The sequence below is a fragment of the Streptomyces sp. NPDC031445 genome, assembly GCF_055581365.1.
This window is the reverse complement of the sequence record NZ_JBVIJO010000002.1, coordinates 829662-844459: the sequence shown is the minus strand read 5'-3', so window position 1 is coordinate 844459 and position 14798 is coordinate 829662. Positions and strand designations below refer to the sequence as shown.

Below are 14798 nucleotides of genomic sequence, written 5' to 3'. Positions count from 1 at the left end.
TTCCGAGCGGCGGGGCCTTCGTCATGGGGCGGCCCTGTCGGCGCGGGTGAGCGTGGCCGCGCCGAGGGCGAGGGCGGCGGCGGCCACCGGCGCGGCGTACGCGGTGGTCGGGGAGAGGTGTTCCGCCGCCCAGCCGCCCGTCGCCGAACCGCACGCGATGCCGGCGAGCAGGCCCGTCACCATCAGACTCATCCCCTCGTTGATCCGGTCGGCCGGGGTCCGCCGCTGGACCAGCGTCATCGCCGTCACCATCGTCGGCGCCGTCGCCATCCCCGCCACCAGCAGCGCACCCGCAAGCGCCGGCAGGGACCCGGTGCCGGCCGCGAGCCAGGGCAGGGTCATGAGCCCGGCCATCGCCGCCAGACACCAGGACAGGCGCGCCCTCGCCGGCTTCCGCGCCCCGTACACCAGCCCCGCCGCGCAGGAGCCCGCCGCCTGGAGCGCGAGCACCGCACCGGCCGCCGCGCGGTGCCCCTGCGCGTCGGCGTAGGCGATCGTGACGACCTCCATGGAGCCGAACACCGCGCCGGTCGCGATGAAGCACGCCAGCAGCGGCGGGATGCCGGGGCTGCGCAGCGGCGAGGGTCCCTGCGAGCGGGGCGTCGGCGGCGGCTCGGTCGCCCGCTGGGCGAGGAACACCAGCATGCCGGCGAGCAGCAGCACCGTTCCGGTGAGCGTGCCCGCCTCCGGGAAGAACGCGCCGGTCAGGAAGGACGCGAGCACCGGCCCGAGCATGAAGCACAGCTCGTCCGCTGCCTGCTCGAACGCGTTCGCCGTGTGCAGCGCGCCGGGCTCGTCCCGCAGCAGATGGGCCCAGCGGGCGCGGGACAGGCCGCCGATGTTGGGGGTGGCCGCGGTGCCGGCGTAGGCGGCGAACAGGGTCCAGTCCGGGGCGTCGTAGCGGACGCACAGCAGCAGCGCGAGGCTGCCCAGCACGGACACGACCGTGGCCGGCAGCGCGACCCGGGCCTGCCCGTGCCGGTCGACCAGCCGGGCGAGCCAGGGACCGGCCAGCGCGGTCGCCGCGAGCCCCGTCGCGGTGACGGCACCGGCGAGGGCGTACGAGCCACGGGAACCGGCGATCATCACGACCGCGCTCACGCTGAACATGCCCATCGGCAGGCGGGCGAGGAGGTTGCCGGCGGTGAAGGCACGGGTGCCGGGGAGACGGAACAGGCGGCGGTATCCACCGGCTTGGCCGCTCCCGCCGTCTGTTCGGCTTCTTCGGACGTCTTGGGCGGTCTCTTGGGGCATGGCCCAACGGTCGCCCGGGGCGGATCACCGGGTCCAACACCTTCTGCGCCCCGATCCACGCGTCCGCGTTGTAAATTCGCCGCCATGTCCGCCCCCGCCGCCCACATAGACCCCCGCCTGCTGCGGTCCTTCGTCACCGTCGCCGAGGAACTGCACTTCACACGGGCGGCGGCCCGGCTGTACGTCGCCCAGCAGGCGCTCAGCCGGGACGTACGGCGGCTGGAACGGGAGCTGGGCGCCGAGCTGTTCGTACGGACCACCCGGCAGGTCACGCTGACCCCGGACGGCGAACGTCTGCTGCCGCACGCGCGCCGGGTCCTCGCCGCCCAGGACGACCTGCTCGCCGCGTTCGCCGGCGGCCAGGCCCGCCCGCTGCTGGTCGACCTCAACTCGCCGGGCCTGGCCACCGGCCGCCGCGTACTGCACCGGGCCCGTGAACTCGCCCCGGACTGCGAGCTGATGGCCCGCTACGAGAGCGGCCTCACCGGAGCCGCCGCCGAGTTGCTCACCGGCCGCCTGGACGTCTCCTTCGGCCGGTTCGCCGGACTGGACCCGGCGCTCCGCTCCGGCCTGGAGCAGCAGCCGGTGCGGTACGAGCCGATGGCCGTCGTGCTGCCCGACGACCATCCGCTGGCCGCGTCGGCGCGGGTGCCGCTGTCCGCGCTGGCCGGCGAGACGGTGTACGCCGGTGCCGGGAACCCGCGCACCCGGGAGTGGACCGACCTGGCCCTGCGCCTCTTCCAGGACCGCGCCATCCGGCTCGCGCCGCCGCTCCCGCTGGCCGTCGGTGACGAGGAGTTCGGCCGCATCATGGCGAAGACCCGCAATCCGGTGCTGGCGGTCGTGGACTTCCCGCCCATGCCGGGGACGGTACGACGGCCCCTCGTCGATCCCGTCCCGCTGTCGCCCGTCTCCCTGGTCTGGCGGAAGGGGTTGGTACATCCCGGATTGACCGCCCTGCGGACGGCGGTGGCCGAGATCGCTCGGGTGGAGGGGTGGTTGCGGCGGCCCGCCGACGGTTGGATTCCGGCCATGGACGAGGACGTCATGAACGGCGTGTGACTTATGGGCACGGGCGTCCGCGTATACCCGGTCCGGCGCGTCGCACTCCTCCGCGTGCGTTACATTCTTGGCCCGGGCACAGGGTGGTTGTAGGGCGCTCGGGCCGGGCGGGCGTCGGGTCCGGTCGACGGGTGCCCGGGATCGTGAGCGCGCCCGTGACTGTCCCGTGGGGGGATGAACGCGCGTGGAGAAGTGTCCTGAAGACGCCCAACCCGAGGGGCGAGAGATGGCGTCCGAGGGGCGCGGTGAGCCGATGGGCGGGGGCGACGAGCGGATGAATTCGGACGCACGGGTTGCGCAGGTCGCGGCCTTTGGTGCGGGGGCCGTCGGTGACTTTGGCGTCGGTGCGGGGGCTGTCGGCGTCTCCGGTGCCGGGACCGGTGAGGCGTCTGGGGCTGTCGGGACCGTAGCCGAGTCGGCCGGGTCCGCCGGTCTCGGGGAGCCGGGCGACTCGGCGCGGCCGGCGGGGACCGAGGCGGAGGGCGCATCCGGGGCGTCCGCCGAATCGGAGCGGCCCGCTGGACCGGCCGAGCCCGCGGATGCCATCGAGGCCGGCAAGGGCGCCGGGTCTGCCGAGGCCGGCGAGCCCGTGGGGTCTGCGGAAGCCGGCGAGTCCGCCGCACAGGAGCCCTCCGGGGCCTCCACCGGCACCGCAGATGTTCTCGCACCCACTCCCGCCCCCGCCCTCACCCCGCAGGACGAGACCGTCCAGCTGGGCGACGTACGACTCGGCGCTGTCGGTGCGGAGTCGGCCGTACGGGACCCCCGTGGCTCGGACGGGCCCGTCTTCGTGGACGAGTCGGGCCGTCGCGGCCGCCGTTTCCGCCGGCTCGGCGTGGCCGTGGCCGTCGCCTGTGCCGGTTACGCCGCCGTCATCGTCGCCACCCTGCTGTCCGGCGACTCCGCCGCGCCCTGGCTGCCGGTACCGGGCCAGCACGAGGACAAGCCGGCCGGCAAGGTGGACACCTCACCGCTGCCCAGCGTCTCCACGACCCCGGCCCCGCCGGGAGCCGGCACGGTGACCGCACCCGTCGTCGGTGCCGGGGCAGGCGCCACCGCCGTACCGGCCGGCGGAGCGCCCACCGGCGCCGACGCCTCCGCGTCCACCGAGCCGGACGGCGGCGGCACCGCCTCTGCGCCCGCCGCCGACGCCGGGACCACCGGTTCCCCGACCCCGTCGGCCCCGGCCACCGCCGCGTCCCCGGCACCGTCCGGCACCGCCACCGCCACGGCCACCGCTCCGGCGGCCACGCCGACCCCGCCGGGCCGCACCCACATCCCGCCCGGTCACACCCGGCGCCCGCACCCCAAGCTCTCCCTCTGACGACCGGGCGGAACACCCCCAGATGGCCTCACACCCCCGCCGCCGTGCCCGGCTGCCGCTGCGTTACCTGCTCCCTCTCCTGGTCCTGGCGGCGACCCTGGCGATGCTCATGCTGCGCGGCTACGTGCACAACGAGATCCTCGCCGACCATCGCGTCCGGCCCGCCGCGGCGAACGACGAGGTTCCGCGGCGCGTCCTGGACGGCGGCCCGGTCATCGACACGCGCGACGGCCGCAGCGACAGCCTGCGCATACCCGACCACCGCATCGTCCTCACCTTCGACGACGGCCCCGACCCGACCTGGACCCCGAAGGTGCTCGACGTGCTGAAGAAGCACCACGCGCACGCGGTCTTCTTCGTCACCGGCACCATGACCTCGCGCCACCCCGAGCTGGTCCGGCGCATGGTGGCCGAGGGCCACGAGGTGGGCCTGCACACCTTCGGCCATCCCGACCTGTCGTACCACTCCACCCGGCGCATCGACTGGGAGCTGTCGCAGAACCAGCTGGCGCTCGCCGGGGCGGCCGGGATCCGCAGCTCGCTGTTCCGGCCGCCGTACTCCTCCTCCGCCGACGTGATCGACGACCGGTCCTGGCCGGTGACGCGGTACATCGGCAGCCGCGGCTACCTCACGGTCGTGGACGACACCGACAGCGAGGACTGGCGCAAGCCCGGCGTCGAGCGGATCATCCGCAACGCCACGCCGCACGGCGGCCGGGGCGCGGTCGTCCTCATGCACGACTCGGGCGGCGACCGGCACCAGACCGTCCAGGCGCTCGACCGGCTCCTGCCCCGGCTCCAGCACCAGGGCTACACCTTCCAGACCCTCACCGGAGCGCTGCGGGCCCCGAGCGCCGACACCCCGGTCACCGGGCTCGGCCTGTGGAAGGGGAGGGCCTGGATCTTCCTGGTGACGGCGGCCGACGACATCACCACGGTCCTCGTCGCCGGGCTCGCCGTCGTCGGCTGCCTCGTCTTCGCCCGGTTCGGCCTGATGCTGCTGCTGTCCGGCGCGCACGCCCGCCGCACCCGGCGCCCCGGTTTCCGCTGGGGCGCGGAGCCGGTGACCGAGCCGGTGTCGGTGCTGGTGCCGGCGTACAACGAGGCCAAGTGCATCGAGAACACGGTCCGTTCGCTCATGCGCAGCGAACACCCCATCGAGGTGCTGGTCATCGACGACGGCTCGGCGGACGGCACGGCCGACATCGTCGAGGCGCTGGACCTGCCGGACGTACGGGTGATCCGCCAGGCCAACGCGGGCAAACCGGCCGCGCTCAACCGGGGCCTGGCGAACGCCCGTCACGAGCTGGTCGTGATGATGGACGGCGACACCGTCTTCGAACCGGCGACCGTCCGCGAACTCGTCCAGCCCTTCGCCGACCCGCGCGTCGGCGCCGTCGCCGGCAACGCCAAGGTCGGCAACAACAACCGGCTCATCGGCGCGTGGCAGCACATCGAGTACGTGATGGGCTTCAACCTCGACCGCCGCATGTACGACGTCCTGCGCTGCATGCCGACGATCCCGGGTGCGGTCGGGGCGTTCCGCCGCTCGGCGCTGCAACGGGTCGGCGGCATGAGCGACGACACGCTCGCCGAGGACACCGACGTCACGATGGCCCTGCACCGCGACGGCTGGCGCGTGGTCTACGCCGAGCAGGCCCGCGCCTGGACGGAGGCGCCCGAGTCGGTCCAGCAGCTGTGGTCGCAGCGCTACCGCTGGTCGTACGGCACCATGCAGGCCGTCTGGAAGCACCGCCGCGCGCTGTTCGACCGGGGTCCGTCGGGCCGCTTCGGCCGCGTGGGCCTGCCGCTCGTGTCGCTCTTCATGGTCGTGGCCCCGCTCCTGGCGCCCCTGATCGACCTCTTCCTGGTCTACGGCCTGGTCTTCGGCCCGACGGCCAAGACGGTCCTGGCCTGGTGCGCGGTGCTGGCCGTCCAGGCGCTCTGCGCGGGGTACGCCTTCCACCTGGACCGCGAGCGCCTCGCCCCGCTCCTTTCCCTCCCCCTCCAGCAGCTCCTGTACCGCCAGCTGATGTACGTCGTCCTGCTCCAGTCCTGGATCACCGCCCTCACCGGCGGCCGGCTGCGCTGGCAGAAACTCCGCCGCACGGGCGGGGTGGCGGCACCGCCGACCGAGCGCCCGCCGGTTCCGGAGGCGACACCGGTCGGCTGAAGCGGCCCCCTACTCCTGGTGGGTCACGGCGTCCTTCTGCAACTGCACCGCCGCCAGCAGGCTCAGGCCCGGCTCGGCCTGGCGCAGTGCCTTGACGGCGGCGACGGAGGCGATGTCCCCGGTGAAGCCGACGTCGGCCAGCCGGGCGCGGACCCAGTCGGCACGCAGCCGTCCCTCACTGGCGCCGGCGGTGGCCCCGACGAGCGCGACGGCCCGCTCCAGCCCCGCGCGCTCCTCCTCCGAAGCCCCGTCCAACGCCTCCCGCAGCGCCGCGCCGACCAGGTCCGAGTCCCGGATCACCAGCACCAGATCCTGCTTCCTGCCGAACCCCGCGAATCCCTTCATACGACCAGGGTGAACGCCGCAAGCCGCCGTCTTCAAACCACTTGAGCAGTTCCAGAGCCTTGGCCCGCCCGGAGGTGGGGAAGGAAGTCCGCCCAGGTCGAGGGGGCGAGGGTGAGGTGGCGGGCGGTGGGGGTCTTGGAGTCGCGGATGTGGACGGTGGTGGGGGTGGTGGCTATCTCGACGCAGTTCGATCCGTCGGAGCTGTAGGTGGACTTCCGCCAGTGGAGGGTCGGCATAGCTTCTCCTTACAGGTTCTGGATGCGGCGATGGATGAAGTCGCGCGTCTCGGCGGGATCGAGCGCGCAGGACTCCATCCGGTTCAGCACGGCCCGGTACTTGTTCAGCGGGGCCTCGGCGTCGATGAATTCACAGGCGCCGTGATGCGAGTCCAATTGAACGGTGTCGAGCTGTGGGACGGGGCCCTCGACATAGTCGAAGGGCTGACCGGTGGTCGGGAAGTCGTCCGCTCCGAAGGTGATGACGCGAACGGTGATGTGCGGGAGTTCGCTCATGTCGAGCAGGTGCTTGAGCTGACCCCGGGCTACGGCAGGGCCACCGAAGTTCATGTGGAGCGCCGATTCGTGGATGATCGCCTACCGGCACACCGCCGGCCCCGCCTCCCTCCGGGTCACCGCCCTCGCGGACGGCCGGCTGCGGGTCGGCGTCTGGGACAGCCACCCGCGCGTCCCGGCGCCTTTCGGGGATCCCCCCTGGGACCGTGTTCCGGCGGCTCCGGTGGACGCCGAGGCAGGGCGCGGACTGCACCTCGTGCAGGAGTACGCCGACTCCTGGGGCGGCCTGTCCCTGGCGGACAGCCCGCTGGACCGGGGCGCGGGGAAACTGCTGTGGTTCGAGGTGGGCGGTCAGGGAGCGGCCGGTGTCGGCTGAGCGGCGCAACCCCTCACGCGTCCGCGTACTTCGCGTCCGCCGCCGGGTCCAGGGCCAGGCGGTAACCCCGCTTCACCACCGTCTGGATCAGCTTCGGTGCGCCGAGGGCCGTGCGGAGGCGGGCCATCGCCGTCTCGACGGCGTGTTCGTCGCGGCCCGCGCCGGGGAGGGCGCGCAGGAGGTCGGCGCGGGGGACGACCCAGCCGGGGCGGCGGGCCAGGGCGCGCAGCAGGGACATGCCGGCCGGGGGGACCGGCTTGAGGTCGCCGTCGACCAGGACCGCGTGACCGCGGATCTCCACCCGGTGCCCGGCGACGGGCAGGGACCGGGCACGGGCCGGGAGTTCCTGGCACAGGAGCTGGACCAGGGGGCCGAGGCGGAAGCGTTCCGGCTGGACCGTGTCCACCCCGCGGGCCTGGAGGGGGATCGCGGTGACCGGGCCGACGCAGGCCGGGAGGACGTCGTGGGCCAGGGCGGACAGCAGGTCGTCCAGCAGGCCGCGGTCCTCCGCGCGGGAGAGGAGGGAGGCCGCGGCGGGGGCGCTGGTGAAGGTCAGGGCGTCCACGCCACGGGTGACGGCAGCGTCCAGGAGGCGGTCGAGCGGGCCGAGGTCCTCGGGGGGCATCCAGCGGTACACCGGGACGGGCACCACGTCCGCCCCGGCGGCCCGCAGCGACTCCACGAAGCCGGGCAGTGGCTCGCCGTGGAGCTGCACGGCGACGCGGTCGCCGTCGACGCCCTCCTCCAGGAGACGGTCCAGGACCTCGGCCAGGGACTCCGAGGACGGCGACCATTCCTCGGTGAGGCCCGCCGCGCGGATCGCGCCCTTCACCTTGGGGCCGCGGGCCAGCAGGCGGACCCCGCGCAGCCGGCCCAGCAGCTGTTCGCCGAGGCCCCAGCCGTCCGCGGCCTCGACCCAGCCCCGGAAGCCGATCGCCGTGGTGGCGACCACGACGTCCGGCGCCCGGTCGATGATCTCCCGCGTGGCGGCGAGCAGTTCGCCGTCGTCCGCGAGCGGCACGATCCGCAGGGCGGGGGCGTGCACGACGGTGGCGCCGCGCCGCTGGAGCAGGGCGCCCAGCTCCTCGGCCCGGCGCGCGGCGGTCACGCCCACGGTGAACCCGGCGAGGGGGCCGTGCTCGGGATGCTGTTCTTCGTCGTACATGGGCCCTCCTGGCTGACCGGCGCGCCGACCGAGCCTGTCAACGATGCGTGACAGGCTCGGTTCCGCTCGATGTCACCGGTGTTACGTCACACCTCGGCATAGCCGAGCCGGGCCTTCGCCTCCGATGCGGAGGCCGTGGCCGGGACCCGCGCCGCCGTACGGCGAAGGTATACGGCCCAGGTGACCACGAAGCAGACACCGTAGTAGGCGAGGAAGGCGACGAACGCGCCGGTGCCGGAGCCGTAGGAGAGGAAGGACTGGCGGAAGGCCAGGTTGATGCCGACACCGCCGAGCGCGCCGACCGCGCCGATCAGGCCCATGGAGGCGCCGGACAGCCGCCGGCCGTGGGCGACCGCCGCCTCGCCCTCCAGACCCTCGGCCAGCGCCTTGGCGTGGAAGATGCCGGGGATCATCTTGAACGTCGAGCCGTTGCCGAGCCCGCTGAGCACGAACAGGACGACGAAGACGGACACGAACAGCGGCAGCGACTCGCGCATGCCGGCCACGATGAGGACGGCGGTGGCGGCGGCCATGCCGACGTAGTTCCACAGGGTGATGCGGGCGCCGCCGTAGCGGTCGGCGAGCCGGCCGCCGAGGGGGCGGACGAGGGAGCCGAGCAGCGGGCCGATGAAGGTGAGGTACGCCGCCTGGAGGGGCGTCCGGCCGAACCCGTTCGTCAGCACCTGGCCGAAGGCGAAGCTGTAGCCGATGAAGGAGCCGAAGGTGCCGATGTAGAGCACGGACATGATCCAGGTGTGGGCGTCCCGGGCGGCGTCCTTGGCCGCGCCGGTGTCGTTCCTCACCGAGGACAGGTTGTCCATGAACAGCGCGGCGAGCACGGCGGTCACGACGATCAGCGGGATGTAGATGCCGAGCAGTACGCGCGGGCCGCCGCTCGCGCCGATGACGGCGAGGGCGACGAGCTGGATGACGGGGACGCCGATGTTGCCGCCGCCCGCGTTGAGACCGAGCGCCCAGCCCTTCTCCCTGAGCGGGAAGAAGGCGTTGATGTTGGTCATGGAGGAGGCGAAGTTGCCGCCGCCGATGCCGGCCAGCAGGCCCACCAGGAGGAAGGTGGAGTACGACGTCCCCGGCTCCATCACCACGAACGCGGCGACGGTCGGGACCAGCAGCAGGCTCGCCGAGACGATCGTCCAGTTGCGGCCGCCGAAGACGGCCACGGCGAAGGTGTACGGCACCCGGACCACGGCGCCGACCAGCGTGACCACCGACGTCAGCAGGAACTTGTCGGCGGGCGTCAGGCCGTACTCCGGGCCCATGAACAGCACCAGGACCGACCACAGGGTCCACACGGAGAAGCCGACGTGCTCGGACAGGACGGAGAACCAGAGGTTGCGGCGGGCGGTCCGCTCCCCGGTCGCCCGCCAGAACGCCTCGTCCTCCGGATCCCAGCGCTCGATCCAGCGGCCACTGCGACGGGTTGGGGCTGGGCCTGTCATCACGCCTCCACGGTGCTCCGGCTGCTCGGTCTGCCGACCGCTGACTCAGCCCGAAGGTAGGCAGGACGCGTTTCCGTCCTGTGGCTGCGGGTGACCGTGGGGGAACGTTGCTCTCACTCGGCGGGGGAACAGCCGGTGAGGCACCCCTGCGGCCCGGGGTTCCCCGGGAGCCCACCGCGAGCGTGGCGCAAGGGGTTCCGGTGTCCCCTCCGCGCGGGCACTGTGGGGGAGACCCCGCACGGTTCTGCCCAGGCGGTGACTGTCCCATGGCACTCGGTAGCGCCCCCTCCGCGCCCGCGCCGCGGTTCGACGCCGGACGGGTGTGCCTGGACCTCCTCGCGACCACGCATCCGGGCGAACGGCTGGACGGCGTCGGCGCGCTGTGCGCGTGGATCGGGCGTGCCGGGCTCGTGCCCGACGGTACGGCGCTCGGTCACGCCGACGCCTCCTGGCTGAGCGGGTTCCGGGAACTGCGCGGATGCGTACGGGTGTTGGTGCGCGGGCCGGGCCTAGGGGACCCGGCGTCCTACGGGCGGGCGCTCGGGCGCGTGAACGAGCTGGCCCTCGGTGCGACCCCCGCGCCCGTCGCCGTGCCCGTGGAAGGGGGCGGGCTGGTGCGGGAGTTGGCCGGGCCGCCCGGCTCCGCCGCGCTGCTCGCCCTGGTCGCCCGGGACGCCGTCGAGTTGCTCACCGACCCCGTCGCGCGGGCGGCCGTACGGCAGTGCGAGGGGGACGACTGCCCCCTGCTGTACCTGGACACCTCCCGCGGCCGGCGCCGGCGCTGGTGTTCCAGCGAGGCGTGCGGCAACCGGGAGCGGGTCGCCCGGCACCGGCGGCGGGCGGCGCTGGCGCGGGCCTGAGGGTGAAGTGATTTCTGCAACACCGGGTTTGGGTGCCCCGTACACGGGAATCTTCCGGCGGCCTCGACCGCGTGTCGGAGATGTGAAGATCGAGCGGTGGGAATGTGCGCGCATGTCCCGCTCGTCACGTCAGCCTCAAGAAATCTGTCACTCCGGTTTGAACACCGGGCCGCCCCCGTCCGTACGGGTGGGCGAGCGACCGACTGGGGGAACCCCCGGACACCGGAGGTGGGCGTGCGCAAGGATGCGGCCGTGGCCAATGAACGTGGAGCGAGGGCCCGACATCGCATGTCCTCACAGCCCTCGGAGCCGGATGAGGAGCTGATGCGTGCGCTGTACCGGGAGCACGCCGGACCCCTGCTCGCGTATGTCCTGCGGCTGGTCGCCGGTGACCGGCAGCGCGCCGAGGACGTCGTACAGGAAACGCTCATCCGTGCCTGGAAGAACGCCGGTCAGCTCAATCGGGCGACCGGTTCGGTACGCCCCTGGCTGGTGACGGTCGCGCGCCGCATCGTCATCGACGGCCACCGCAGCCGGCAGGCCCGGCCGCAGGAGGTCGATCCGTCGCCGCTGGAGGTCATCCCCGCGGAGGACGAGATCGACAAGGCGCTGTGGCTGATGACGCTGTCGGACGCGCTCGACGACCTGACCCCGGCCCACCGGGAGGTGCTCGTCGAGACGTACTTCAAGGGGCGTACCGTCAATGAGGCGGCCGAAACACTGGGCATACCGAGCGGAACGGTACGTTCCCGGGTGTTCTACGCCCTGCGGTCGATGAAGCTGGCACTGGAGGAGCGGGGGGTGACGGCGTGATGAGCAGCGGGTACGGGGGGATGCAGGGATTCGGACCGGGTGGTCCGGGTATGTCTGGGCCCATGAGCCCCAGTCAGGGATCTTCGGTGCCGAGCGAGCACGAGACCGTCGGCGCCTACGCCCTCGGGATCCTCGACGACGCCGAGGCGACCGCTTTCGAGGCGCACCTCGCCGGCTGCGAGTGGTGCGCCCAGCAACTGGACGAGCTGGCCGGGATGGAGCCGATGCTGGCCGCGCTCGCGGACCTGCCGGGCTCCGGCAGCACGCCCGCGATCGGCGAGTCGCTGTCGGCCAGACCCACTCCGCGGCTGGTGGAGAAGCTGGTCGACGAGGTCGCCGAGAAGCGCGCCCAGAAGCGCCGGCGCGGCTTCTACATGATCGCCGCGGCGGCAGCGCTGATCATCGCCGGACCGCTGGCCGCGGTGGCGGTGAACGGCGGCTCGGACGGCGGCGGGCAGGTCACCGCGACGCCGGCCCAGGCGACCTTCCGGACCATGTCCGACAAGAAGTCCGCCACGGACGCGTCGACCCACGTCAGCGCCACCGTCGCCATGGCGGGTAAGGACTGGGGCACCCAGGCGGTCCTGGAGCTGAAGAACGTCAAGGGCCCGCTGAAGTGCTCCCTGGTGCTCGTCGCCAAGAACGGGCAGCGCGTGACCATGTCGTCGTGGTCCGTGCCGGACTGGGGATACGGCGTCCCGGACGCCAAGACCGAGCAGTCGAAGCAACCGCTCTACATCGGCGGGGCCGCCGCCTTCCAGCCCAACGAGATCGACCACTTCGAGGTGGTGACGTTCGAGGGCAAGAAGCTCGTCCAGGTGGAGGCGTAGCCGACGTAGCTTCCACGGGCCCCCTTCGCGTACGGTTGACGGCTGCCCAGCACGTCAGAAGGGGGCCCGGTGGCCGCTCAGGTTCAGCAGTCCGCGGTCGGCTCGGTACAGGACGCACCCGATTCCGTCCGCGACCGTGAGATCAGCGTCGAGCAGGAACACCTGGACCGGGTGTACCAGCGCCTGGAGGAGAAGATCCACGAGGCCGAGTTCCTGATGCACGACGCGGCCAAGCGCGGCCAGGTGGGCACGCCGGGCGCGCTCGCCGAACGGGACGCCCAGGTCTTCCGGGCCGGCATCCACCTCAACCGGCTCAACAACGAGTTCGAGGACTTCCTCTTCGGGCGGATCGACCTGCTGCCCGGCAAGGACGGCAAGAAGGGGCCCGACGGGGCCTACACGGCGGTCGAGCCGGCCGAGGGGGCCGTGCGGCCGGACAACACCGCCGACATCGCCGAGACGCTGCACATCGGCCGCATCGGCGTCCTGGACCAGGACTACTCGCCGCTGGTCATCGACTGGCGCGCCCCCGCCGCCGCCCCCTTCTACCGGGCCACCCCCGTGGAGCCGGGACGAGTGGTGCGGCGCCGGGTCATCCGCTCCAAGGGCCGCCGGGTCCTCGGCGTGGAGGACGACCTGATGCGGCCCGAGCTGACGGCCTTCCTCGACGGCGGCCGACTGCCCGTCATCGGCGACGGCGCCCTGATGGCCGCGCTCGGCCAGGCCCGCGGCCACACCATGCGGGACATCGTCTCGTCCATCCAGGCCGAGCAGGACATGGTCATCCGGGCCCCCGCGGCCTCCATCACCTACGTGGAGGGCGGTCCGGGCACCGGCAAGACCGCCGTCGCCCTGCACCGCGCGGCCTACCTGCTCTACCAGGACCGCAGACGCTACGCGGGCGGCATCCTCATCGTCTCCCCGACCCCGCTGCTCGTCGCCTACACCGAGGGCGTGCTGCCCTCGCTCGGCGAGGAGGGCCAGGTCGCGATCCGCGCGATCGGCTCTCTGGTCGACGGCGCGCAGGCCACGCTGTACGACTCCCCGGCCGTGGCCCGCGCCAAGGGCTCGTACCGGATGCTGAAGGTGCTGCGCAAGGCCGCCCGGGGCGCCCTGGAGCTGGGGCCGGCCGCCGCGGAGGGCGACACCGTCACCGGCCCGCCCGCCCGGCTCCGGGTCGTCGCCTTCGGGCGCCGGCTGGAACTGGAGGCCGACGAGCTGGAACGTATCCGCCGTACCGCCCTCGGCGGCACCGCACCCGTCAACCTGCTCCGCCCGCGCGCCCGCAAGCTGCTCCTGGACGCCCTGTGGGACCGCTCGGGCGCCGCCGCCCGGCACACCGACCCGGAGCTGGCCGCCGAACTGCGCTCCTCCTTCGACGAGGACGTCAGCGGCGAGGACTCCTTCCTCGCGTTCCTCGACGCCTGGTGGCCCGAGCTGACCCCGAAGGCCGTGCTCGCCGCCATGGCCGACGAGAAGCGGCTCGGCCGCTGGGCCCGGCGGGTCCTCAACCCCGGGGAGGTCCGCAAGGTCGCCCGCTCGCTCAGGCGGGAGGGGTACTCCGTGCACGACGTCGCCATGCTCGACGAGCTCCAGGCGATCCTCGGCGCCCCGGCCCGGCCGCGCAGGAAGCGCGAGCTGGACCCGCTGGACCAGCTCACCGGCCTGGAGGAGCTGATGCCGGTGCGCGAGGAGTCGCAGCGGGAGCGGGCCGAGCGGCTGGCACAGGAGCGCACCGAGTACGCGCACGTCATCGTGGACGAGGCGCAGGACCTCACGCCGATGCAGTGGCGCATGGTCGGCCGCCGCGGCCGGCACGCCACCTGGACGGTCGTCGGCGACCCGGCGCAGTCCTCCTGGTCCGACCCGGAGGAGGCGGCCGAGGCCCGTGACGAGGCCCTCGGCACCCGGCCCCGGCGCCGCTTCCAGCTCACCGTGAACTACCGCAACCCGGCCGAGATCGCCGAGCTGGCCGCCCGGGTGCTGGCGCTCGCCATGCCCGGCTCCGAGGCCCCGTCGGCCGTACGGTCCACCGGTGTCGAGCCGCGCTTCACGGTCGTGCGCGACTCGCTGGAGAAGACCGCGCGCGCGGAGGCCGAGCGGCTGCTCGCCCTGGTGGACGGCACGGTCGGCGTGGTCGTCGCGATGAACCGGCGCGAGGAGGCGCGGCGCTGGCTGGCCGGGCTCGGCGACCGGGTGGTGGCCCTGGGCAGCCTGGAGGCCAAGGGCCTGGAGTACGACGCGACGGTCGTCGTCTCGCCCGCGGAGATCGCCGACGAGTCGCCGGCCGGCCTGCGCGTGCTGTACGTGGCGCTGACCCGGGCCACCCAGCAGCTGACGGTGGTGTCGGGGGAGCGGGACGAACCGGACGCGGCGGGTGTCCCGGACCTGCTCAGGGACTGAACCCGCGGTCCGGGAATGGCCTTACGGGATCCGTTTGTTAGCCTTGGTGTGGCACCGGCCCGATCCAAGCCCCCGGGCCCAACCTTCGTCCCTCAGAGGGACCACTTGCCGCGAGGCGAGCATGGCGGGTCGGTGTCATAGCGTGTGAGAGACCCACGTCACCACAGTGACGTGGGTCTCTTTCTTTGCCCCGCGGGCCTCTTTCCCCGGCTGATCGATTC

The 14798-nt window shown here is 73.3% G+C and carries 13 protein-coding genes and 1 pseudogene; 8 read left to right on the top strand and 6 right to left on the bottom strand.

Annotation, left to right across the window (positions count from 1 at the left end; genetic code table 11):
* Positions 1–21 precede the first annotated feature (21 nt).
* The gene (locus ACZ5DC_RS10020) at positions 22–1254 is read right to left on the bottom strand and encodes an MFS transporter (RefSeq protein ID WP_468651168.1); all 1233 of its coding nucleotides are present in this window, start codon (positions 1252–1254) and stop codon (positions 22–24) included.
* A gap of 84 nt (positions 1255–1338) precedes the next feature.
* Here ACZ5DC_RS10020 and ACZ5DC_RS10015 point away from each other — a divergent pair, with 84 nt between their 5' ends.
* From ACZ5DC_RS10015 to ACZ5DC_RS10005, 3 genes are all read left to right on the top strand, one after another.
* A complete protein-coding gene (locus ACZ5DC_RS10015; protein WP_468651166.1) occupies positions 1339–2316 on the top strand; it encodes a LysR family transcriptional regulator in 978 nt (325 codons plus the stop codon).
* A gap of 589 nt (positions 2317–2905) precedes the next feature.
* Positions 2906–3640, top strand: a complete 735-nt coding sequence (locus ACZ5DC_RS10010; protein WP_468651164.1) for a hypothetical protein — start codon at positions 2906–2908, stop codon at positions 3638–3640.
* 22 nt (positions 3641–3662) lie between these two features.
* Positions 3663–5813, top strand: a complete 2151-nt coding sequence (locus ACZ5DC_RS10005; RefSeq protein WP_468651162.1) for a bifunctional polysaccharide deacetylase/glycosyltransferase family 2 protein — start codon at positions 3663–3665, stop codon at positions 5811–5813.
* A 9-nt stretch (positions 5814–5822) separates the two neighbouring features.
* Here the strand turns inward: ACZ5DC_RS10005 and ACZ5DC_RS10000 are convergent, their stop codons facing one another.
* From ACZ5DC_RS10000 to ACZ5DC_RS09990, 3 genes and pseudogenes are all read right to left on the bottom strand, one after another.
* Positions 5823–6158 carry a hypothetical protein gene (locus ACZ5DC_RS10000; protein WP_366754458.1) on the bottom strand — a complete coding sequence of 112 codons (336 nt, stop codon included), beginning with the start codon at positions 6156–6158 and terminating at the stop codon, positions 5823–5825.
* 32 nt (positions 6159–6190) lie between these two features.
* The gene (locus ACZ5DC_RS09995; protein ID WP_468651160.1) at positions 6191–6394 is read right to left on the bottom strand and encodes a DUF397 domain-containing protein; all 204 of its coding nucleotides are present in this window, start codon (positions 6392–6394) and stop codon (positions 6191–6193) included.
* Positions 6395–6403: 9 nt separating this feature from the next.
* Positions 6404–6751: pseudogene (locus ACZ5DC_RS09990) on the bottom strand (DUF5753 domain-containing protein); the annotation flags it as partial.
* Between ACZ5DC_RS09990 and ACZ5DC_RS09985 the strand changes: the two are divergent.
* Positions 6744–7046 (top strand): ATP-binding protein, encoded by a 303-nt coding sequence (locus tag ACZ5DC_RS09985; protein WP_468651158.1) that lies wholly within the window; start codon positions 6744–6746, stop codon positions 7044–7046. The pseudogene ACZ5DC_RS09990 and the gene ACZ5DC_RS09985 overlap by 8 nt on opposite strands.
* 13 nt (positions 7047–7059) lie before the next feature.
* Here the strand turns inward: ACZ5DC_RS09985 and ACZ5DC_RS09980 are convergent, their stop codons facing one another.
* Positions 7060–8211 (bottom strand): uroporphyrinogen-III synthase, encoded by a 1152-nt coding sequence (locus tag ACZ5DC_RS09980; RefSeq protein ID WP_366754464.1) that lies wholly within the window; start codon positions 8209–8211, stop codon positions 7060–7062.
* Positions 8212–8297: 86 nt separating this feature from the next.
* Positions 8298–9671 (bottom strand): nitrate/nitrite transporter, encoded by a 1374-nt coding sequence (locus tag ACZ5DC_RS09975; RefSeq protein WP_468651155.1) that lies wholly within the window; start codon positions 9669–9671, stop codon positions 8298–8300.
* A 266-nt stretch (positions 9672–9937) separates the two neighbouring features.
* Between ACZ5DC_RS09975 and ACZ5DC_RS09970 the strand changes: the two genes are divergently transcribed.
* The 4 genes from ACZ5DC_RS09970 (at position 9938) to ACZ5DC_RS09955 (ending at position 14577) form a co-directional block, all read left to right on the top strand.
* On the top strand, positions 9938–10531 hold the full coding sequence (locus tag ACZ5DC_RS09970; protein ID WP_468651153.1) for a CGNR zinc finger domain-containing protein: 594 nt from the start codon (positions 9938–9940) through the stop codon (positions 10529–10531).
* A 228-nt stretch (positions 10532–10759) separates the two neighbouring features.
* Positions 10760–11344 (top strand): sigma-70 family RNA polymerase sigma factor, encoded by a 585-nt coding sequence (locus ACZ5DC_RS09965; protein WP_009188888.1) that lies wholly within the window; start codon positions 10760–10762, stop codon positions 11342–11344.
* Between the two features lie 62 nt (positions 11345–11406).
* Positions 11407–12174 (top strand): anti-sigma factor family protein, encoded by a 768-nt coding sequence (locus ACZ5DC_RS09960; RefSeq protein ID WP_468651150.1) that lies wholly within the window; start codon positions 11407–11409, stop codon positions 12172–12174.
* A 69-nt stretch (positions 12175–12243) separates the two neighbouring features.
* Positions 12244–14577 carry a HelD family protein gene (locus ACZ5DC_RS09955; RefSeq protein ID WP_468651148.1) on the top strand — a complete coding sequence of 778 codons (2334 nt, stop codon included), beginning with the start codon at positions 12244–12246 and terminating at the stop codon, positions 14575–14577.
* The last annotated feature ends 221 nt before the right edge of the window (positions 14578–14798 follow it).